The organism is Aquabacterium sp. OR-4 (genome assembly GCF_025290835.2).
GTDB lineage: Bacteria > Pseudomonadota > Gammaproteobacteria > Burkholderiales > Burkholderiaceae_C > Pseudaquabacterium.
Genome location: NZ_JAOCQD020000001.1, coordinates 2,357,033 through 2,378,764 on the forward strand (window position 1 = coordinate 2,357,033; position 21,732 = coordinate 2,378,764).

General features: G+C 71.9%; 17 protein-coding genes. 12 read left to right on the forward strand and 5 right to left on the reverse strand.

Translation table 11 applies throughout. The annotated features are described in order from the left end of the window. Nucleotides 1–191 precede the first annotated feature (191 nt). Together greB and N4G63_RS10190 are read right to left on the reverse strand one after the other, a co-directional pair. Nucleotides 192–767, reverse strand: coding sequence for a transcription elongation factor GreB (gene greB / locus N4G63_RS10185; protein WP_260788266.1), 576 nt, complete (start codon nucleotides 765–767; stop codon nucleotides 192–194). After that, nucleotides 764–1,891, reverse strand: coding sequence for an AraC family transcriptional regulator ligand-binding domain-containing protein (locus tag N4G63_RS10190; protein WP_314599638.1), 1,128 nt, complete (start codon nucleotides 1,889–1,891; stop codon nucleotides 764–766). The genes greB and N4G63_RS10190 overlap by 4 nt, the downstream gene beginning before the upstream one ends. Nucleotides 1,892–2,049: 158 nt before the next feature. On the opposite strand from N4G63_RS10190, the gene icmF reads away from it, so the two are divergent. Continuing rightward, nucleotides 2,050–5,433 carry a fused isobutyryl-CoA mutase/GTPase IcmF gene (gene icmF / locus N4G63_RS10195; RefSeq protein ID WP_260788269.1) on the forward strand — a complete coding sequence of 1,128 codons (3,384 nt, stop codon included), beginning with the start codon at nucleotides 2,050–2,052 and terminating at the stop codon, nucleotides 5,431–5,433. Nucleotides 5,434–5,492: 59 nt separating this feature from the next. Here the strand turns inward: icmF and N4G63_RS10200 are convergent, their stop codons facing one another. Then, nucleotides 5,493–6,260: a VOC family protein gene (locus N4G63_RS10200; protein WP_260788271.1), complete on the reverse strand. Its 768-nt coding sequence runs from the start codon at nucleotides 6,258–6,260 to the stop codon at nucleotides 5,493–5,495. A gap of 212 nt (nucleotides 6,261–6,472) precedes the next feature. Here N4G63_RS10200 and N4G63_RS10205 point away from each other — a divergent pair, with 212 nt between their 5' ends. From N4G63_RS10205 to N4G63_RS10250, 10 genes are all read left to right on the forward strand, one after another. Next, nucleotides 6,473–8,362, forward strand: a complete 1,890-nt coding sequence (locus tag N4G63_RS10205) for a M48 family metalloprotease (RefSeq protein WP_260788272.1) — start codon at nucleotides 6,473–6,475, stop codon at nucleotides 8,360–8,362. Between the two features lie 130 nt (nucleotides 8,363–8,492). Then, entirely contained in the window at nucleotides 8,493–10,370 is a 1,878-nt protein-coding gene (locus tag N4G63_RS10210; protein WP_260788274.1) for a diguanylate cyclase, read from the forward strand. Nucleotides 10,371–10,467: 97 nt separating this feature from the next. Continuing rightward, nucleotides 10,468–10,899, forward strand: a complete 432-nt coding sequence (locus N4G63_RS10215; RefSeq protein WP_260788275.1) for a nuclear transport factor 2 family protein — start codon at nucleotides 10,468–10,470, stop codon at nucleotides 10,897–10,899. Nucleotides 10,900–11,077: 178 nt separating this feature from the next. Further along, on the forward strand, nucleotides 11,078–11,764 hold the full coding sequence (locus N4G63_RS10220; RefSeq protein WP_260788276.1) for a dienelactone hydrolase family protein: 687 nt from the start codon (nucleotides 11,078–11,080) through the stop codon (nucleotides 11,762–11,764). Nucleotides 11,765–11,838: 74 nt separating this feature from the next. Then, nucleotides 11,839–12,318, forward strand: coding sequence for a bacterioferritin (gene bfr, locus N4G63_RS10225; RefSeq protein WP_260788277.1), 480 nt, complete (start codon nucleotides 11,839–11,841; stop codon nucleotides 12,316–12,318). A gap of 279 nt (nucleotides 12,319–12,597) precedes the next feature. Then, a complete protein-coding gene (locus tag N4G63_RS10230; protein ID WP_260788279.1) occupies nucleotides 12,598–12,816 on the forward strand; it encodes a (2Fe-2S)-binding protein in 219 nt (72 codons plus the stop codon). 300 nt (nucleotides 12,817–13,116) lie between these two features. Continuing rightward, nucleotides 13,117–15,108, forward strand: a complete 1,992-nt coding sequence (locus N4G63_RS10235; RefSeq protein ID WP_314599639.1) for a M61 family metallopeptidase — start codon at nucleotides 13,117–13,119, stop codon at nucleotides 15,106–15,108. A gap of 174 nt (nucleotides 15,109–15,282) precedes the next feature. Next, nucleotides 15,283–15,651, forward strand: a complete 369-nt coding sequence (locus N4G63_RS10240; RefSeq protein WP_260788285.1) for a VOC family protein — start codon at nucleotides 15,283–15,285, stop codon at nucleotides 15,649–15,651. 72 nt (nucleotides 15,652–15,723) lie between these two features. Next, nucleotides 15,724–17,034, forward strand: a complete 1,311-nt coding sequence (locus N4G63_RS10245) for a class I SAM-dependent methyltransferase (RefSeq protein ID WP_260788286.1) — start codon at nucleotides 15,724–15,726, stop codon at nucleotides 17,032–17,034. A 43-nt stretch (nucleotides 17,035–17,077) separates the two neighbouring features. Next, nucleotides 17,078–18,271 (forward strand): acyl-CoA dehydrogenase family protein, encoded by a 1,194-nt coding sequence (locus N4G63_RS10250; protein WP_260788287.1) that lies wholly within the window; start codon nucleotides 17,078–17,080, stop codon nucleotides 18,269–18,271. 19 nt (nucleotides 18,272–18,290) lie between these two features. Here the strand turns inward: N4G63_RS10250 and N4G63_RS10255 are convergent, their stop codons facing one another. Beyond that, entirely contained in the window at nucleotides 18,291–19,790 is a 1,500-nt protein-coding gene (locus N4G63_RS10255) for a carboxypeptidase M32 (RefSeq protein ID WP_314599640.1), read from the reverse strand. A gap of 157 nt (nucleotides 19,791–19,947) precedes the next feature. Next, complete coding sequence (locus N4G63_RS10260; protein ID WP_260788291.1) at nucleotides 19,948–20,484, reverse strand: YqaA family protein; 537 nt, start codon at nucleotides 20,482–20,484, stop codon at nucleotides 19,948–19,950. A 175-nt stretch (nucleotides 20,485–20,659) separates the two neighbouring features. On the opposite strand from N4G63_RS10260, the gene dusB reads away from it, so the two are divergent. After that, a complete protein-coding gene (gene dusB / locus N4G63_RS10265) occupies nucleotides 20,660–21,718 on the forward strand; it encodes a tRNA dihydrouridine synthase DusB (protein ID WP_260788293.1) in 1,059 nt (352 codons plus the stop codon). The last annotated feature ends 14 nt before the right edge of the window (nucleotides 21,719–21,732 follow it).

Below are 21,732 nucleotides of genomic sequence, written 5' to 3' on the forward strand. Positions count from 1 at the left end.
AGAAGCCGCGCGCGGTTTGGTGATTTATTGCCAAGCGCGCTCGGCAATATGCAGCACGACAGAATGTCGAGTTTTCCCTACATTGGAGTCAGACCGTTCACACGGCACTTGCTCAGGGAAACATCGCCAGCGGCGCTCGCACTGCACTCGCAGTCGGGCGCCGTGTGGTTTCTGGCGCGGCTTGACGCCGGTCAAGCCGCCGGGCCGGGCGCCGGGTAGACCACGGCGATCACCTCCAGCACCTCGACGCCGCCCGGTGTCTGCAGCCGCACCTCGTCGCCCTCGCGCGACTTGATCAGCGCCCGCGCGATCGGCGCGATCCAGCTCACTTCGCCGGCCAGCGCGTCGGATTCGTCGATGCCCTTGATGGTGATGGTGCGCTCGTCGCCCCGGCTGTTGGCGTAGGTGACGGTGGCGCCGAAAAAGACCTGGTCACTGCCGTGATGCACGCTGGGATCGGCCACCTCGGCGATGTCGAGCCGCTTGGTCAGAAAGCGGATGCGGCGATCGATCTCGCGCAGGCGCTTCTTGCCGTAGAGGTAGTCGCCGTTTTCACTGCGGTCGCCGTTCTTGGCGGCCCACGACACCGTCTCCACCATCTTGGGCCGCTCATCGTCGATCAGCTGCAGCAGTTCAGCGCGCAGGCGCTGGTAGCCGGCCGGCGTGATGTAGTTCTTGGTGCCCGGCGGCAACGGCGGCAGGCCGGCGCCCTCGCCGTCCTCGTCGTCGGCATCGCCGCTGGGTTCCTTGGTGAAGGCTTTGCTCATGGCGCCATGCTACCCAGCGCAGCATCGCCGGCCGGCCGGTGTTCGCCCGCGCCGGCGCGCCACACGCCGGGCGCCACGCCGGTCCACTTGCGAAAGGCGCGGTAGAAGGTGCTGGCGTCTTCAAAGCCCAGGCGGCTGGCGATCTCGTCCACGGTGAGCCGGCCCTCGGCCAGGTGCTGCAGCGCCAGTTCGCGTCGCACGGCGTCTTTCAGCTGCTGCCAGGTGGCGCCCTCGTCGGCCAGGCGGCGGCGCAGCGTGGCCGGGCTCAGGCCCAGGGCGGCGGCCAGGCCGTCCAGCGTGGGCGCGGGCTGGGCGCGGGCCAGGGCCTCGCGGCAATGGCGGCGCACGCGATCGCTCCAGCCGCTGGCGGCCACCTGCTTGAGAAACACGCTCTGCGGCGCGTCACGCAAGAAGGCCTTCAGCGCGGCCGCATCCACCTGCACGGCGGCCTGCAGCAGGCGCGCATCGAAGCTCATCGCGGTGGCCGGCGCATCAAAGTGCAGCAGCGGCGAGAACATGCGGCGGTATTCGTCGGCATGCGCCGGCCGCGGGTGGGCCCACTCGAGCCGGCTCAGCGGCACGCGGCGGCCGGCCAGCCAGCACACCAGGCCGTGCAGCATCACCAGCAGGGTTTCCTCGGCAAACAGCCGCGCCTCGGGGGGCTGGATGCGGTTGGCGATGCTGACCGTGGCCTGGCCGCCGGCCAGGCGCAGCGTGGCATCGATGTCGTCGAAGAACAGGTTGAAGCCGCGCAGCGCCATGCGCAGCGACTTGCCCAGCGTGGCCTGGCCCGCCAGCGGCTTGCCCAGCGTGGCCTGGGCGGCCAGCGGCTTGCCCAGCGTGGCCTGGGCGGCCAGCGCGTGGCACAGCATGGCAAATGTGCCCACCTTCATGCGCCGGGTGTCGAGCCCGAAAAATTCGTCATCGATCCGCCGTGCGATGGCCATCCACAGCCGGGCAAAGGCCGCGGCGGGCACACGGGCGTCGGGCCGGGCCAGCAGGCCGGGGTCGATGTTCGCCTCGTGCAGCGCGGCGGCCATCACGCCGGGCGCCAGGCGCTGCACCGCGCCGCGCACGAAGGCGATGGACACGGTGGTATTGGTGGATGGAGCGGCGGCGGCCATGCGCTGATTCTGGCAAAACCCGTCAGGCTGGTGATCGTTGCCGCCATCGCCGGACCGGCCGCAGCGGCCTAGACTCGTCGTCGGGCGGCGGCGCGCAGCGCCACGCCCCTTGCATTCGACAGAGCGCGCGGCACGCGCCCCACCACCAGGAGACCCGCATGACCGACCTGTCCGCCGAGTACCAGTCGCTGGCCAACTACCGGCCGCAGCACAAGGTGCGCTTCGTCACCGCCGCGAGCCTGTTCGATGGCCACGATGCGGCCATCAACATCATGCGGCGCATCCTGCAGGGCATGGGCGCCGAGGTGGTGCACCTGGGCCACAACCGATCGGTGGACGAGGTGGTCACCGCCGCGCTGCAGGAGGACGTGCAGGGCATCGCGGTCAGCAGTTACCAGGGCGGGCACAACGAGTACTTCGCCTACATGGTCGATCTGCTGCAGGCCCGTGGCGGTGGCCACATCCAGGTGTTTGGCGGCGGCGGCGGCGTGATCGTGCCGGCCGAGATCCGCGCGCTGGCCGAGCGCGGTGTGCGCATCTTCAGCCCCGAGGACGGCCAGCGCATGGGCCTGGCCGGCATGATCGGCGAGATGGTGATGCGCTGCGACAAGAGCCTGTCGGCCCACGCGCCCGGCACGCTGGCGGCCATCCAGGGCCATGGCGAAGCGAACTGGCGCGCGCTGGCCCAGTTGATCACGGCACTGGAAAACGGCGATGCCGATGCGGCCCTGGTGGCCCAGCTGCACGCGCAGGCGAAAGCCGGCACCACGCCGGTGCTGGGCATCACCGGCACCGGCGGCGCCGGCAAGTCGAGCCTGACCGACGAGCTGATCCGCCGCCTGCGGCTGGACCAGGACGACGCCCTGCGCGTGGCCGTGATCAGCATCGACCCCAGCCGGCGCAAGAGCGGCGGCGCGCTGCTGGGCGACCGCATCCGCATGAATGCCATCTCCGAATGGTCAGCCCCCACGCTCGCCGCTGCGCGGACTTCGCTGCCCCCCGAGGGGGCGCCCGCCGCCTTGGGGCGGCCCGGCGGCGGCGGGGTCGCAAGTCGCCAGCGCGTCTACATGCGCAGCCTGGCCACGCGAGACACCGGCAGCGAGGTCAGCAAGGCCCTGCCCGACGTGATCGCCGCGGCCAAGGTGGCGGGCTTCGACCTGGTGATCGTCGAAACCTCGGGCATTGGCCAGGGCGATGCCGCCATCGTGCCCCTGGTGGATGTGCCGATGTACGTGATGACGCCCGAGTTCGGCGCCGCCAGCCAGCTCGAGAAGATCGACATGCTCGACTTCGCCGAGTTCGTGGCCATCAACAAGTTCGACCGCAAGGGCGCGGCCGATGCGCTGCGCGACGTGGCCAAGCAGGTGCAGCGCAACCGCGAGGCTTTCACCGTGGCGGCCGAGCAGATGCCGGTCTACGGCACCATGGCCAGCCGCTTCAACGACGATGGCGTCACGGCGCTGTACCAGGCGCTGCGCGAGCGCCTGGTGGCCCAGGGCCTGCAGCTGCCGGTGCCCGAAGGCCGCCTGCCCGGCGTGGCCACCCGCCACAGCACGCACCAGACCCCGGTGGTGCCGCCGCAGCGCGTGCGCTACCTGGCCGACATTGCCGACAGCCTGCGCGGCTACAAGGCCCGTGTGCGCCAGCAGGCCGCACTGGCGCGCGAGATCCAGCAGCTGCGCGCCACCGCCGACATGCTGCATGCCGACGACCCCGCCCGCGACGGCGCCCGCAACACCGTGCTGCGCCTGGCCGACGAGCGCAGCACGCGCCTGGCGCCCGATGCCCGCAAGCTGCTGGCGCAATGGCCCGAGATGCTCAAGGCCTATGCCGGCGACGAGTACGTGGTGAAGATCCGCGACAAGGAAGTGCGCACCGGCCTCGTGCACACCACGCTCAGCGGCAGCAAGGTGCGCAAGGTGGCGCTGCCCGCCTACGAAGACCATGGCGAGCTGCTGAAGTGGCTGATGCTCGACAACGTGCCGGGCAGCTTTCCGTACACCGCCGGCGTGTTTGCCTTCAAGCGCGAGAACGAGGACCCGACGCGCATGTTCGCCGGCGAGGGCGATGCCTTTCGCACCAACCGGCGCTTCAAGCTGGTCAGCGAGGGCATGCCGGCCAAGCGGCTGAGCACCGCCTTCGACTCGGTCACGCTGTACGGCAACGACCCCGCCGTCCGCCCCGACATCTACGGCAAGGTGGGCAACTCGGGCGTCAGCATCGCCACGCTCGACGACCTGAAGGTGCTGTACTCGGGCTTCGACCTGTGCCACCCGGCCACCAGCGTGAGCATGACGATCAACGGGCCCGCGCCCAGCATCCTGGCGATGTTCATGAACGCGGCCATCGACCAGCAGGTGGAGAAGTTCAGCGCCGACAACGGCCGCGCGCCCACCGACACCGAGACGCTGAAGATCCGCGAATGGGCCCAGGCCAATGTGCGCGGCACGGTGCAGGCCGACATCCTGAAGGAAGACCAGGGCCAGAACACCTGCATCTTCTCGACCGAATTCAGCCTCAAGGTGATGGGCGACATCGCCGAGTACTTCGTGCACCACAACGTGCGCAACTTCTACTCGGTGAGCATCTCGGGCTATCACATCGCCGAGGCCGGGGCCAACCCGATCTCGCAGCTGGCCTTCACGCTGAGCAATGGCTTCACCTTTGTGGAGGCCTACCTGGCGCGCGGCATGCACATCGATGACTTTGCGCCCAACCTGAGCTTCTTCTTCAGCAACGGCATGGACCCCGAATACACCGTGCTCGGTCGGGTTGCTCGCAGGATTTGGGCCGTGGCCATGCGCGACCGCTACGGCGCCAATGAGCGCAGCCAGAAGCTGAAGTACCACATCCAGACCTCAGGCCGCAGCCTGCACGCGCAGGAGATCCAGTTCAACGACATCCGCACCACGCTGCAGGCGCTGATCGCGGTGTACGACAACTGCAACTCGCTGCACACCAATGCCTTCGACGAGGCCATCACCACGCCCACCGAGGAGAGCGTGCGCCGCGCCATGGCCATTCAGCTGATCATCAACCGCGAGTGGGGCCTGGCCAAGAACGAGAACCCCAACCAGGGCGCGTTCGTGATCGACGAGCTGACCGAGCTGGTGGAAGAAGCGGTGCTGGCCGAGTTTGAAAAGATCGCCGAGCGTGGCGGCGTGCTGGGCGCCATGGAAACCGGCTACCAGCGCAGCAAGATCCAGGAAGAGAGCATGCACTACGAGATGCTCAAGCACACCGGCGAGTACCCGATCATCGGCGTCAACACCTTCCGCAACCCGCATGGCGAGCCGGTGCCCGAGCACATCGAGCTGGCGCGCAGCACCGAGGACGAGAAACAGAGCCAGCTGCAGCGCCTGGCCGACTTCCATGCCCGCCACGCGGCCGAGGCGCCAGCCATGCTCAAGCGCCTGCAGCAGGCGGTGATCGACAACGGCAATGTTTTTGCGGTGCTGATGGACGCCGTGCGCTGCTGCTCGCTGGGCCAGATCACCAGCGCGCTGTTCGAGGTGGGTGGCCAGTACCGGCGCAGCATGTAGCGCCAGGCCGGCGGCACCCCGCTGCGCCGCACGGTGCGGGGCAGCAGGGTGCCGCACACTCAACGCGCCGGGGCCACCAGCGAGAACATGGCGCCCTGCGGATCGATGGCATTGACGATCCAGCTGCCGCCGGGCACCTGCATCGGGCCGTTGACCACCTGGCCGCCGGCGCCGGCAATGCGCGTCACCGCGGCGTCGATGGCCGGCACGTTGATGTAGTACTGCCAGCAGGGCACCGGCATGCCGGGCATGCAGCGCATCAGGCCGCCAACGGCCTCGCCATCGGCGGCGCTGCGAAACAGCTGGTAGGTGCCGGCCTCGCCCATGTCGATGGCATCGGCCGCCACCCAGCCAAACAGGCCGGCGTAAAAGGCCAGGGCGCTGGCCGGCTCGGTGGCCATCAGCTCATGCCAGCCCACCGAGCCTGCGGCGCCGGCCGGCTGCGGCTTCTCGGCGCCTTGGTTGCTGCTGTAGACATTGAACACCGCGCCCTGCGGATCGGTCAGCGTGGCAAAGCGGCCCACGCCCGGAATGTCTTGCGGCGCCACGCACACGCCGCCGCCGGCCGCCTGCGCTGCGGCGGTGCTGGCGTCCACATCGGCCACCTCGACAAAGCCGCTCCAGGCCGGCCGGCCACCGGCCGCCAGCACTTCGGCCGGCAAGGCCATCACGCCGGCCACCTGGCCGTGGGCGTTGGCCATCAGCGTGTAGTCCATGCCCGGCATCTGGGCCGAATCGGCGGCCCATCCGATCACCTGGCGGTAGAACGCGCAGGCGGCCCCCGCATCCGTGGTCATCAACTCGTACCAAACGAAGTTTCCTGGCATCTCGGCTCTCCTTGGCAATGCAGCGCCGGGATGGCGTGCAGGCAGCGCGCACGATAGGCGCAGCCTGTGACGGGCGGCCATCCCACATCCACCGGGCAGTCGATGGCCCGCCCCCCGGATCGGGCACCCACGCCGGGCACCGCCAGCCCGCGCCCGTAAAGTGCCAGACGGTGCGGCCACCGGATGTCTTGCCGCGCAAGGGGGATTCAACGATGGATGAGCAGCGCTTTGCGCAGATCGTGGCGCGCCTGGAGCGCGACAGCGCCGCCCACCCGCGGCTGTACCTGGCCAAGGTGGGCCTGGTGGCCATGCTCGGCTTCCTGATCCTGGCCGCCCTGGTGGCCAGCGCCGGCCTGGGCCTGCTGCTGCTGCTGGGCCTGGTGGTGGCGGTGGTGGCCAGCGGCGGTGCCGCCCTGCTGCTGCTGTTCAAGCTGGGCAAGCTGCTGGTGCTGGTGGCCGTGCCGCTGTGGTTTCTGATGCGCCAGGCCATCGCCGCGCTGTTCACGCGCCTGCCGGCACCGCAGGGCCAGCCGATCGACCGCGCGCAGGCGCCGGCGCTGTGGGCCACGCTGGACGACATGCGGCGTCGCCTGCGTGGCCCGCAGGTGCACCAGGTACTGCTGGTCGACGAGATGAACGCCGCCGTCGTGCAGCGGCCGCTGTTCGGCCTGGTGGGTTTTCCGCGCAACCACCTGATCCTGGGCCTGCCGCTGCTCGAGGCGATGACGCCCGACGAGGCCCTGGCCGTGGTGGCGCACGAGTACGGCCACCTGGCCGGCGCGCACGGGCGCTTCGGCGCCTTCATCTACCGGCTGCGCCGCAGCTGGTCCAGCGTGGCCGGCGTGGCGCAGCAGTGGCAGGGCTTCTTCGGCCGCCTGCTCGGCCGCGCGGTGGGCGCCTACGCACCCTGGTTCAATGCCTACACCTTTGTGCTGGCGCGGGCCAACGAGTACCAGGCCGACCGCAGCGGCGCCGACCTGGTGGGCGCGGGCGTGATGGCCGATGCGCTCAAGCGCAGCAATCTGGCCACGCCGCAGCACCAGGCCTTTCTGGGCGCGGTGTTCGCGCAGATCGGCGACCAGCCGCGGCCGCCGGCCGATCTGGCGCTGCGCTGGTCGCAGCAGGCGGCCGGCGACGACGCCCAGGCCGCACGCTGGCTGGGCGAGGCCCTCGATCATGTGGCCGACGTGGCCGACACCCACCCCACCCTGCGCCAGCGCCTGGCGGCCCTGCAGCACCTGGCCGACGCCGACCAGGCACCGGCCCGGCGCCAGGGGCCTTCGGCCGCCGAGCGCTGGCTGGGTGAGGCGCTGCCGGCGCTGCGCGAGCAGGCCCAGCGCCAGTGGCACGACGCGGTGGCCGATGGCTGGCAGCAGCGCCACCGGGCCATCGCCGAGCAGCGCACACGCCTGGCCGGGCTGCGCGCCCAGGCCGAACGCAGCGCCGACGAGGAGTTCGAGCGCCTGCAGCTCAGCGGCCAGCTCGAGCCGCAACTCGACCTGCGTGACGAGCTTGCCGCGCTGGCCGCGCGCCAGCCCGGCCACGGCCCCACCCAGTACCTGCTGGCCCTGGCCGAGCTCGAGCACGGCGACGCCGGCGGACTCGATCGCCTCGAGCGCCTGATGGTGCAAGACCCCGAGGCCACCCTGCCGGCCTGCGAGCGCGCCCATGCCTGGTGCCGCGCCCAGGGCCAGCTGCAGCGCGCCGAGGCCTACGGCACGCGCTGGCGCGAGCGAGCGGCCATGGAGCAGGCCCGGCGCCAGCAGGCCGAGCACTTCGACGCCCGCCATGCGCTGGCCCCGGCGCAACTGGACGAGGCAGTGCAGCACCAGGTCCAGGCCACGCTGCAGCGGCTGGACCGCCGCGGCATCCAGGCGCTGTACCTGGTGCGCCGCGTGCTGCCGGCCGATGCGCAGCTGGGCAGCTGGGTGCTGGGCGTCGACATCGGCTGGTGGCAGCGGCGCCTGGGGCGGCAAAAGGCCATCGTGCAGCGCCTGGCCACGGCCGACTGGCCGCTGCCGCTGTTCGTGGTGCCGCTGCGCGGCAACAACGCAGGCTTCGGCCGCCGGCTGCGCAAGGTGGCCGACGCTCGGCTGATGTGACGGGTCTGGCGGGTCTGGCGGGTGGGCTCGCGTGGCGGCCCTGCGCCTGGATCACCAGCGCGGCCGCTGCGGCCCGGCGCGGCGCAACAGGCGTTTCCAGCCCGCCCGGCCTGCGCTGATAATGCAGCGCATGCCGCCTCTGCCGTCGACGGCCGCCGTTCACCCGACCTTGCGCCAGGCCCGCCGGGCCTGGTCGACGCTGCTCACCGACGCGGCCCGCGCCTTCGTCGCCGCCAACCGGGCGCTCGACCGGGCGCTGCAAGAGGCTGACCCCCGTGCCGAGGCCTGGGCCCGCATGACCCGCGGCCTGCACCTGCACTACTACGGTACGCTGGCCGAATCTGAAACCGAGCTGCGTCAGGCGGCCTCGCTGTTTGCCACGCTGGCCGACCGGGCCGGCGAGATCCTGGCCACCGCGGGGCTGGCGCGCACGCTGTGGCGCGGCGGCCACTTCCGCCAGGCGGTCGATCTGGTGCTGCCGGTGCGCGACGAAGGCCTGCGCGTGCTGCGCCACCATGACCGCGCGGTGCTGCTCAATGCCATCGGCGGCTGCTACTCGGCGCTGGGCCAGAGCGAGCAGGCCATGGCCTACATGCACGAGGCCCTGCGCGACGCCGGCCCGCGCCGTGGCCATGGCTTCGACGCGGTGCTGCACTGCAACCTGGCCAACGAGCTGACCCAGCTGGGCGATTGCGAACAGGCGCTGCGCCATGCCAACCAGGGCCTGGTGCGCTGCGAGGGCATGCGCAACCCGTACCTGCGCAGCGCGCTGCTGATCAACCGCATCATCATCCTCACCGACCTGGGCCGCCCCGAGGAAACGCTGGCCGACATTGCCGCGGTGCTGGCCATGCCCACCGATGCCAGCGGCCGCGGCCACAACGCGCTGCATTTCGAGCCACTGGCGATCGCCGCGCTGTCGGCCGGCGAGCATGCGCTGGGTGCCGAACTGGTGCAGTGCATGCTGGCCGGCCCGGCGCCGCTGCTGCCCGACGAGCGCATCGAGCGGGCCGTGGCGCTGGCCATGCTGGCCTGGATGCAGGGCCGGCTGGCACAGGCCCATGCCCACCTGGCCACGGTGCAGGCCCAGGCCGACGACGATGGCGTCGAGGGCCAGAGCCTGCGGGTGCGCTGCCAGTATTTCCAGCAGGCCTCGAGCCTGCATGCCGAGCGCGGTGACGCCGCCGCCGCCCTGGCCGACCTGCGCCGCTGGCAGGTGCTGCACCAGCGCCAGGACGCCCAGGCCCACCGCGCCCACTACCGCTCGGCGGCACTGCAGACCGAACTGCTGCGCCTGACCCACCGGCTGCAGGACAGCCAGGCCAAGCGCCGCATCACCGAACGCTCGCGCGCCAAGCTGGCCGAGATCAACGAGCAGCTGGCCCACCGCATTGCCGAGGTGCAAAGCCTGCAGGAGGCGCTGCGCCAGCAGGCCGTGATCGACACCCTGACCGGCCTGCACAACCGCCGCCACCTCAACGAGGTGCTGCCGGCCATGGTGGCCATGGCCCAGCGCTCGCGCACGCCGCTGGCGGTGGTGCTGATCGACCTCGACCACTTCAAGGCGGTCAACGACCGCCTGGGCCATCCGGTCGGCGATCAGCTGCTGGCCGCCTTTGGCCGCCTGCTGGCCGGCAACCTGCGCAAGAGCGACCTGGCCTGCCGCTACGGCGGCGAGGAGTTCTGCCTGCTGATGCCGCGCTCGGGCGCCGCCGCGGCGCGACGCAAGGTGCAGGCCCTGCTGCGCCGCTGGCGCGCCTGCACGCTGGACGGCGGCCTGCAGTTCAACCCGCCGCTGAGCTTTTCGGCCGGCGTCGCCGACACCCACACCACGCCGGCCGAGACCGCCGCGCTGCTGCGCGCGGCCGACCAGGCCCTGCTCAACGCCAAGCAGGCCGGCCGCGGCCGGGTGCTGCTGGCCGATGCCCAGGCTGATGCCGATACCGATGCCGCGGCGGCCGGCGGCCTGGCCACCTGCAGCACCGCCGGCACGCCCTCCTGCGCCTGATTCCGCCGCTGACCTGGCGCCTGACGCAGCGCCCGAACCCGAACCCGCACCCGCGTGGCGGCCGCTTGCCGCCATTCCGTTCCTGCCGGAGCCTGCCATGACCTCACCCGCCCTGCCGTCCACCCTGGCCAGCCCGGCCAAGCAACCCGCCACCCTGGCCGCCTGGCACCAGGTGGTGCGCGAGCGCGACATGGCCGCCCTCGAGCGCCTGCTGGCCGACGAGGTGGTTTTCCACTCGCCGGTGGTGCACACGCCGCAGCGGGGCAAGGCCATCACGCTCAAGTACCTGATGGGCGCGATGCAGGTGCTCAACACCCCGGCCTTCCACTACCTGCGCGAGATCGTCGGCGAGCGCGACGCGATGCTCGAGTTCGCCACCGAGCTGGAGGGCATCCAGGTCAACGGCATCGACCTGATCCGCTGGGACGACACAGGCCGCATCGTCGACTTCAAGGTGATGGTGCGGCCGCTGAAGGCCGTGCATGCGGTGCACCAGAAGATGGGCGAACTGCTGCAGAAACTGGCCTGAGCCGGGCGAAACGCCCACTGAATGGGAATGCACCGCGTTTCGAACGCCATTCCCCCGCAGTCGGGCATGCAGGTTTCAGTGGCCTGCACCGTCGCCAGATCGTTACCCTGCGCGCCGATACTGTCGGCTGCCGCCCAATCGGCGCGGCAGAACAGCCCGACATGAGGAGCATCCAGCCATGGGTTCGACAGTGCAATTCCAGCGCCCCGACGGGCAGACGGTGAACGGCTACCTGGCCGACGCCGGCGCCGGCACGCCGGGCGTGGTGGTGATCCAGGAGTGGTGGGGGCTCAACCCCCAGATCCGCGGCGTGGCCGAGCGCCTGGCCGAGGCCGGCTTCACCGCACTGGTGCCCGACCTGTACCGCGGCAAGAGCACCGTCGAGGCCGAGGAGGCCCACCACCTGATGAGCGGCCTGGACTTTGCCGATGCCGCCACCCAGGACGTGCGCGGCGCCGTGCAGCACCTGAAGGCCCGCGGCAGCAAGGTGGCGGTCAGCGGCTTCTGCATGGGCGGCGCGCTCACGCTGCTGGCCCTGGCCAAGGTGCCTGAGGTGGATGCCGGCGTGGTGTGGTACGGCCTGCCGCCGCTCGACTACCTGGATGCCACGCAGATCAAGGCCCCGCTGATCGCCCACTGGGCCACGCAGGACGGTGCGTTTCCGATCGCCAGCGTCGACGCGCTCGAAGACAAGCTGCGCGCCGCCGGCACCCGCTACACCGGCCACCGCTACCTGGCCCACCACGCCTTTGCCAACGAAACCGCGCAGGGCCACCAGCGCATCGCGATCACGCAGTACGACGCCGCCTGGGCTCAATTGGCCTGGGACCGCAGCTTTGCCTTTCTCGGCCGCCATTTGGGCTGAGCCGCCATCGGCGGCACGGTGCTCGCGCACCGGGCTGCCCAACCCTTTCCCACCGACAAAAAAGGAACACTCCCATGCAAGGCGATCCCGACGTTCTGCGCTACCTGAACGCCCAGCTCAAGAACGAGCTCACCGCCATCAACCAGTACTTCCTGCACTACCGCATGCTGAAGAACTGGGGCCTCGATGCGCTGGCCAAGCATGAGTACAAGGAGTCGATCGAGGAGATGAAGCACGCCGACAAGCTGATGGACCGCATCCTGATGCTCGACGGCCTGCCCAATCTGCAAGACCTCGGCAAGCTGCTGATCGGCGAAAACGCCGTCGAGACCCTGCACTGCGACCTGAAGATGGAGCTCGGCTCGCTGGTGGTGCTCAAGGAAGCCATCGCCCACTGCGAGACGGTGCGCGACTATGTCTCGCGCGACCTGCTCACCGAGATCCTCGAAGACACCGAGGAGCACATCGACCACCTGGAAACCCAGATCGGTCTGGTGGCCCAGCTCGGCGAGCAGAACTGGCTGCAGAGCCAGATGGGCAGCGTCGGCGCCTGATCGGGTGCCCGGCCGGCGGCCGGGCGGGCCTGAGGGCGCCCCAGGCCAGCCGGCCTATTGCCGCCCAATGCCGCCCAATGCCGCCCAATGCCGCCCTATCCGACCGAGACGCCGCAAACGGCTCATCCGGCTCATCCGGCTCATACCGCCCATGCGGCCCATGCGGCCCAGGGCCCGGCCCGACAGCGGGAGCACCTGCCAAGCGCAGGGGCTCTTGAAATTCATTGCGAATCATTCTCGTTTGTATGAGAATTTGGGCATCCGCCTGGGATGCCCGCCATGATCGTCTGTCTCTGCCACCGCGTCTCTGACCACGACATCCACCGCTCGGTGCGCGATGGCGTGCGCAACTTCGAAGTGCTGCAAGACGAGACCCGCGTCTCATCGTCCTGCGGCTGCTGCCTCGACTGCGCCCGCGAGGTGTTCGACGGCGCCTGCTCGCGTGCCGGCAGCCCCTGCGCCAACAGCGGCGCCGGCACTGAAGCGCGCAAGTCCTGATCCACCACCGCGCGGCGGGTTGATCGGTTCCCGCCCGCACCCTCGCCGCCCAGGCGTTGGGCAGCCGCCTGCCCGCGCCTTTGGCCAAGACATCGGCTTGAAGCTGGCACCTGCGGATCGGCCGTGCCCGTTGGCTGAGCCTGGTTCAGGCCTGGCCAAGCGCTTCACCACGGCCCTGCCGCCTGGGCTGCCCGCGGCGGCGCGCCGCGGCGCAGGCTGCGCGCGGCGCGCACCGGGGCCTGGGCTATGCTCGCGCCCTTCGCGCAGTCGGGTGAAACCCGCGCGCGCCTGAGCCTGACGATGCTGCGAACCCCTTCCCGCTTGCTGCGCGCCCTGCTGGCCGTGGCCCTGGCCTGCGGCCTGCCTGCCGCCTGGGCGTCCAGCGATCCGGCCTGCACCCTGGACTGGCATGCCACGGTGAGCCCGGCGGCCGACGCCAGCCCCGCGAATGCCGCCCCTGGCGCCGCCGCCAGTACCGCACCGGCCCATGCCGGCGTCAGCGCACCCGCCAGCCCGGCGACCGCAGCGCGCCAGATCGAAGTTCGGCTGAGTTTCGATGCCGGCCCGCGCACCAGCACCCGCCTGAGTCTGCCGGCCGGCTGGGATCTGCTTGAACAGGCCGATGACGGCGGCCCGCGGCTGCAGCCGGTGGCGGCCGATCCGCGCCAGCGCGAGCTGCGCCATGCCGCCGGCGAGCGCATCACGCTGCGCTGGCGCACGCCCGCCGGCCTGGCCAATGGCGGCGAGGCTGCCAGCGGCCAGGGTGCACGCCTCAATCCACGCTGGTTTGCCTGGATCGGCGATGCCGTGCTGCCCTGGCCCGACACTACTGCCGCACCGGCCGCCGCGCTCACCGCGGCCACCGCGTCCACCACAACCACCACGCAGGGCCTGGCCCGGCGGCCGTTCAGCGCCTGCATCACGCTCGACGCCCCCGGCAGCGCCCGCCTGGTGGCCAGCCACGGCCGTGCCGAAGGGCCCTCGGCGCGCTGGGTGCTGCCCGAGGCCAGCGCCACCCAGGTACAGCATGCGCTGTATGCCGGTGGCGCCCTGGCCTGGCGCCAGGCCGATGCGGCCGGCCAGACCCTCACCGCCGTGCTGCCCGAGCCCATGCCCGGCGAGGCCGCATTGGGCTTCGGCGTTGACGCGCTGGCCGAGCGCAGCGCGCGCCTGCTGGGCGCCCTGCGCCGCGACTGGCAGGACGACGACCGCACGCCGCTGCTGCTGATGGCGCTGCCCGGCATGGTGTCGGGCGGCCTGCCGCTGCAGCGCGCACTGGTGCTGCAGGCGCGGCCCGACCTGGCCCTGCCCGGCGCCGACAGTGACGCCTTGCTGGCCGGCCTGATGCTGCGCCGCTGGACGCCCGAGCGCTTCGGCCCGCTGGCGCATGCGGGCCGCGGCGACGCGCCCTTGCGCGCCTGGTTCACCGAAGGGTTTGCCGACTACCTGGCCCATCGCCTGCTGCTGCGTGAAGGCCTGTGGACGGCCGACGATTACGCCCAGGCCCTGAACCGCAAGATCGGGCGCTACCAGGCCGAACCCGAGCGCGGCGCCGACAACCTGCGCCTGGCCACCGGCGCGGCCGGCCCGCGCGCCCTGGCCGACCTGCCCGCAGCGCGCGGCGAATGGCTGGCCCTGCACTGGAACGCCGCCTTGCGCCAGGCCGGCCGCCCCGGGCTGGAGGCCACGCTGCGCAAGCTGATGCTGCCCGCCGCCCAGTCGCGCCGCGAAGGCCCGCTGAGCGCACCGCTGGCCACGCATCGCCTGATCGCGGCGCTGCGCCGCGACCTGGGCGACCAGCCGCTGCGCGAGCTGGCCCGGCACATCGACGACGGCGTGCCCTTCGGCTTCAGCGACAGCAGCCTGGGCCCCTGCTTTCGCAGCGGCGCGCGTGGCGACAGTGCCAGCTACCGCCCGGCCACGACGGCCGACGGCCTGGGCGCCTGCCAGGCCTGGCAACAAGGCACGGCCGGCGAGCGCCGCCTGGCTGCCGCAGCGCCGAACGACACCGACCCGGCCGCCTCAGCCGAGACCGCCGCGCTGGCCCAGGCCGGCCCCGGCAGCCGCACCGGGCGCAACGGCAAGGCCGCCAAGAGCGGCAAGCTGGCCAAGGGCGCCAAGGCGGCCAAGAGCAAACCCGGCGCCAAGGCCGGCCCGGCCGCCCGGTCAGGCAAGGCCGGCAAGGCGGGCCAGGGCGCCAAGGCCGGCGCCACCACACGGCCGGCCGCCGGCAAGCCCGCCAAGGCCTCGCAGCCCGCCAAGGGCCAGGCCAAACCCAGGGCCAGGTCCTAGCCGCAAGGGCCCGCCCGGGTGCCGACCCGGGTGACGGACAGCAACCGGCCACAGGCCCCCGGCCGGCGCGCGATCTCCCCAGGCCAGCGGGTGCCAGCGCGGATAACCCCCACACGGCGCGGCCATCGGTGGTGGCAAGATCTGCCGCATCACCGCTGCATCGGGAGGGACTCCATGCAACTCGCCGCCGCCCGTGTCTTCGTGCGCGACATCGTCGCCGCGCGCGACTACTACGAAAAATGCCTAGGCCTCGAACTGGGCCACGACGGCACCGACGAGGGCTTCTGCCGCTTCGACACCGGCCAGGTGCAGCTGGTGGTCGAGCTGGTCACGGCCGACGAGCCGCCCGAAGAACAGGCCATGGTCGGGCGCTTCACCGGCTTGTCCTTCGGTGTCGATGACGTGATGGCGGCCCACGCCGAGCTGGCCGCCCGGGGCGTGCGCTTTGTCGGCGCCCCCGAAAGGCAGTTCTGGGGCGGCTGGCTGGCCACCCTGGTCGACCCCGACGGCAACGAGATGCAGCTGGTGCAGTTTCCGGGCTGAAACCGGCAGGCGGCCGGCGGCGCCTGGCCGCGGCCAGCCAGGCGCGACAATCCCGGGCATGGAACTTCAGCCATGACCCAGGCCAGCCCCGCCGAGCACCCTGCGCGATCCGCCCCGCCCGAGCGCAGCGAGCGCACCGAGATCGACCGTTTTGTCGCCCGCCTGCAGGCCAGCCTGGACGACGGCAGCTTCCAGCGCCTGGCGCTGGGCCGGCCGCAGGGTGGCGAGCCCACGCTCGAGAAGCTGCTGGCGCGGCGAGTGGCCTTGCGCGGCAGCGAATGCCTGTCGCTGGTGTGGCGCCACCGCAGCAAGGACATCACCAAGAACCTGCCGCTGACCGAGGCGGTGGAGCTGGTGGCCAGCCTGATCGGCGCACCCTTCCACCACGGCCACCTGGTCACGCGCAGCCACGACATCCAGCTGGCAATGGGCAAGCGCGGCCAGTGGGGGCTGCGCGTCGGCAGGCTGCCACCGGCGGCCCCGTCCACCGAAACCGGCGCTGCGGCGGCTGCAGACCCGGCGCCGGCCGATGCGCCCGCTGCCGCGCACGACCGCCAGCGCCAGCATGCGCTGAGCCTCGGCGAGCCTTTTCTGGCCGAACTGGGCGTCACCGACGGCCAGCAGCGGCTGATCCCGGCGATGGCCCGCAAGTGGCGACAGATCAACAAGTTCGTCGAGGTGCTCGACCACGCCATCGCGCAATCGCCGCTGGCCGCGCGCGCGGCCGGCGAGCCGGTGCGGGTGCTCGATTTCGGCGCCGGACGCGGCTACCTCACCTTTGCGGTGCAGCAGCGCCTGGTGGCCGCCGGCCGCGTGCCCGACATCGTGGGCGTGGAGCTGCGCGACGACCTGGTGGCGCAGTGCAACGGCGTGGCCCAGCGCCTGGGCCTGGCCGGCCTGCGCTTTGATGCCGGCGATGTGCGCAGCCATGCCAGCGGCCCGATCGACATCATGATCGCGCTGCATGCCTGCGACATTGCCACCGACGTGGCCATGCACCGTGGCGTGAGCGGTGGCGCGGCCATCATCGTCTGCTCGCCCTGCTGCCACAAAGAGCTGCGCCCCCAGCTGCTGGCCCCGGCGCCGCTGCGGCCCATGCTGCGCCACGGCATCCACATGACCGAGCAGGCCGAGATGCTGACCGACACGCTGCGCGCGCTGCTGCTGCAGTCGGTGGGCTACGACACCCAGGTGTTCGAGTTCGTCTCGCCCGAGCACACCGCCAAGAACAAGATGGTGCTGGCCGTGCGCCGCGCCCAGCCGCTGCCCGCCGCCCAGCAACAGGCGCTGCGCACGCAGGTGGCCGAGCTGAAGGCCTTCTACGGCGTGCGCACCCAGACCCTGGAAAGCCTGATCGACGCCGGAGCCGCGCAGCCGGCATGATGGGGCGGTCGCCACCCGACCGCCCCTCACGGCCCCTGCCGCCATGCCGATCGCCGCCCTCGACACGCCCGCCCACGCGGCCCTGATGGCCCAGGCCGAGGCCGCCGCCACGCTGCTGGCCGGCCGCAGCGCCGCCATCGAGGCGCAGCGGGCTTTGCCCGCCGACCTTGCCAACGCCCTGGCCGAGGCCGGCCTGTACCGCCTGCTCACCCCCGCGGCGTACGGCGGCCACGAGGCACCGCCGGCCAGCTTCTGGTGCGTGATCGAGCGCCTGGCCCGCGCCGATGCCGCCGCCGCTTGGTGCAGCTTCATCGCCTGCACCAGCAGCCTGCTGGCCGCCTGGCTGCCGGCCGACGAGGCGGCCGCCGTGTTCGGCCGCCCGGCGCTCAAGGCCGCCGGCGTGTTTGCGCCCCGCGGCCGCGCCCTGCCGGCCACCCAGGCGGGCCGGGCCGGCTGGCGGGTGTCGGGCCGCTGGGCCTGGGGCTCGGGCACGGCAAACGCCGATGTCATCAGCGTGGGCTGCCTGGTCGACGGTGCCGACGGCCGGCCGCAAACCCTGCCCGACGGCACGCCGCGCGTGCTGTCGCTGCTGCTCGACCGCGCCCAGGTGCACCTGCTCGACAACTGGCAGGCCGTGGGCCTGTGCGGCACCGGCAGCGGCGAGTTCGAGGTGAGCGAGGCCTTCGTGCCTGCGGCCCGCGCGGCCAGCCTGTTCGATGCGCCGGTGCTGGCCACGCCGCTGACCCGCTTTCCGCTGTTCGGCCTGCTGGCGATCGCCATCGCCGCGGTGGCTGCCGGCATTGCGGGCAGCGCGCTGGCGCACTTTGCCGACAGTGCGGCGCACGGCGTGCCGCAGGCCGGCACGCGGCCACTGGCCAGCCGGGCCACGGTGCAGGAGGCCTTTGCCCGCAGCAGCGCGCAGCTGCACAGCGCCCGCGCCTGGCTGCTGGCCACGGTGGACGAGGCCTGGGCCGCCGCGCAGCAGCCCGGCGCCCTGCCACTGGCCAGCCGGCGCGACCTGCGCCTGGCCGCCACCCACCTCACCCACACCGCGGCCGAGGTGGTGGGCCGGGTCTACAGCCTGGCCGGTGGGGCGGCGGTGTTCGGCACCTCGCCGCTGCAGCGCGCGCTGCGCGACGTGCACGTGGCCACCCAGCACATGATGGTGGGCGAAAGCACCTGGGAGCTGACCGGCCGGCTGCTGCTGGACCAGCCCACGCAGACCAGCCTGCTCTGATCGGCCGAGCCAGCGCCGATCAGCCCAGGTAGCGCTGCTCGAGGTGGGCGCGGTAGTGCGCCGGGTTCAGCGCTTCGCCGCTGGCGCGGCGGGCCAGCTCGTCGGTGCTCCAGCGGCTGGCCGGCTGCCAGATGTGTTCGCGCAGCCAGTCGGCCATCGGCACCAGGTTGCCCTCGTGGATCTGCGCGTCGAAGTCGGGCAGGTCGCGGCGCATCGCGGCAAACCACTGCGCCGCATACATGGCCCCCAGCGCATAGCTGGGAAAGTAGCCGAACATGGCCTCGGGCCAGTGCACGTCCTGCAGCGGACCATCCTTGTAGTTGCCGCGGGTGTCCAGGCCCAGCAGCTCGGCCATGCCGGCATCCCACAGCGCCGGGATGTCCTCGGGCTCGATCTCGCGCTCGATCAGGCGCCGCTCGATGCCGTAGCGCAGCATCACATGCGCCGGGTAGGTCAGCTCGTCGGCGTCCACCCGGATCAGGCCCGGGCTCACATGGTCGATCAGGCGCTGCAGGTTATCGGGCGCAAAGGCCGGCTGCGCACCAAAGGTCTCGGCGATCATCGGCGCCAGCCGCGCCACAAAGCCCGGGTGGTGGCCCAGCTGCATCTCGAAGGCCAGGCTCTGGCTCTCGTGGATGCCCATCGAGCGCGCCAGCGCCACCGGCTGGCCCAGCCAGTGGCGCGGCCGGTTCTGCTCGTAGCGGCCGTGGCCGGTCTCGTGGATCGCGCCATACAGGCTGGTGATGAACTCGTGCTCGGCAAAACGCGTGGTCAGGCGCACGTCTTCGGGCACGCCGCCGGCAAACGGGTGGGTGCTCACGTCGAGCCGGCCGGCATTGAAGTCGAAGCCCAGCCACTGCATCACGCGCTCGCACAGCGCGCGCTGCGCCGGCACCGCAAACGGCCCTTGCGGCTGCAGCACCGGCTGCAGCGCCTGGCGCTCGCGCACCTGGCGGATCAGGCCCGGCAGCCACTGGCGCAGGTCGCCGAACAGGCGGTCGAGCTGGGCGCAGCCCATGCCCGGCTCGTATTGGTCCATCAGCGCGTCGTAGGGCGCCAGACCGGTGGTCTGCGACAGCAGCTGGGCCTGCTCGCGCGCCACCGCCACCACCTCGCGAAAGTTCTCCAGAAAGCCGGCCCAGTCATTGGCCGGGCGCTGGCGGCGCCAGGCATGCTCGCAGCGCGAGGTGGCCATCTGCCGGCGCTGCACCAGGGCCTCGGGCAATGCATTGGCACTGCGCCATTCGCGGCACATCTCGCGCAGGTTGGCGCGCTGGTGGTCGTCCAGCGTTTCGTCCTGCGCCTGCTCGAGCGACACGCGCAGCGCGGGGTCGGTGCGCAGCCGGTGCGAGATGGCCGCCACCTCGGCCAGCGCCGCGGCACGCGCCGGCGCGCCACCCGGCGGCATGTTGGCGGCCTGATCCCAGTAGGCGATGGATTGCAGGTGATCGAGGTGGTGCAGGCGCGAGAACACGCGCGACAGGCCGTCGTAGGCCGGGGTGGACGAAGCAGGGGTCATGTCGATGCCTGGGGAACAGGCGGGTGGCCGGTGCGGGCGATGGTGCGATTCTCGGCGCCGTGCACCGGTCGGCGGCACCCTCTTAGGGTGGGTTCCAGGGGGTGTTGCCATCGCGGTCAGGGGGCGCGGGCCGCCTGCCGCGCCCCGCCGCCAGCCGTCAGCCGCCGGTGATGCGCTGCCAGGCCGACTGCAGCCACGGCCACAGGCACGTGAGCTGCGGCAGAAGCCACAGACCGGCCGCTGTCATTGTGATATAGCGCAGCAGCTTGCCCAGCGCCATCCAGGCCACGCAGGGCCAGAACGGCAGGCGCAGCCAGCCGGCCACGGCACACAGCGGATCACCCACCACCGGCAGCCAGGCCATCAGGCAGGCCCGCGGGCCGAAGCGCCGCAACCAGCCCAGCGCCCGGCCCGGCGCGCTGTGGTGCGTGACCTGCTCGAACGCGCGCTCGGCGGCATAACCCATCCACCACGACACGGCACCCCCCAGCGTATTGCCCACGGTGGCCACCAGCACCGCCGGCCAGAACAGCTGCGGGTTCAGGCTCACCAGGCCCAGCACCGCCGGCTCGGAGCCCATGGGCAGCAGAGTGGCCGACAGGAAGGCCACCACGAACACCGTGCTGAGGCCGTACTTGGGCATCGCCAGGGCCGCCAGCAGGGCCGCCATGTGGGTCTCGAACCAGGCATTCATCGGCGCCGATGATAGGCAGACCCGGGGCCTTGCGGCGCCGCCGCGGCACGATCAGTGCACCAGCATCGCGCCGCCCTGGCCGGGCCCGCCGCAGCCGCGCCGCAGCGGCCGGCCTGGCACCGACCCGCAGCTATACTCCTGCCTCCTTTTTCAGCACCCGCGCCCACCCCCACCCATGCAGATCGGCCCCTACGTGCTGCCGAACCGGCTGTTCGTCGCCCCGATGGCCGGGGTGACCGACCGGCCGTTCCGGCAACTGTGCCGGCGCCTGGGCGCAGGCCATGCGGTGAGCGAGATGATCACCTCGCGGCGCGAGCTGTGGCACACGCTCAAGACCAGCCGCCGCGCCAACCACGAGGGCGAGCCGGGCCCGATCGCGGTGCAGATCGCCGGCACCGAGCCGGCGATGATGGCCGAGGCCGCGGCCTACAACATCGACCGCGGCGCGCAGATCATCGACATCAACATGGGCTGCCCGGCCAAGAAGGTGTGCAACACCTGGGCCGGCTCGGCGCTGATGCGCAACGAGCCGCTGGCGCTGGCCATCGTCGAGGCGGTGGTGGCGGCCTGTGCCCCGCGAAACGTGCCGGTGACGCTGAAGATGCGCACCGGCTGGTGCGACACCGAGCGCAATGCGCTGGTGCTGGCGCGCGCCGCCGAGGCCGCCGGCATCACGCTGCTCACCGTGCACGGCCGCACCCGCGAGCAGGGCTACAAGGGCGCCGCCGAGTACGAGACCATCGCCGCGGTCAAGGCCGCGTTGCGCATTCCCGTGGTGGCCAATGGCGACATCGATTCGCCCGCCAAGGCCGCCGCGGTGCTGGCCACCACCGGCGCCGACGCGCTGATGATCGGCCGCGCCGCCCAGGGCCGGCCCTGGATCTTTCGCGAGCTGCAGCACTATCTGGCCACCGGCGAGCTGCTGCCGCCGCCCGCGGTGCTCGAGGTGCGCGCCTGGCTGGTGGCGCATCTGCACGAGCACTACGCCCTGTATGGCGAGGACGCCGGCGTGCGCAGCGCGCGCAAGCACATCGGCTGGGCCGTGCGCGCGCTGCCGGGCGGCGAGGCCTTTCGCGCCGAGATGAACCTGCTGAGCACCACCAACGCCCAGGTGGCCGCGGTGGGCCGCTTCTTTGACCAACTGGCCGAGCAGCATGTGCTGCTGCCGCTTGCCCCGGCCGCCGACGCGCACACGCACGCGGCCAACGACGAATTGCTGCTCGCCAGCGCCTGAACCGACACCCTGAC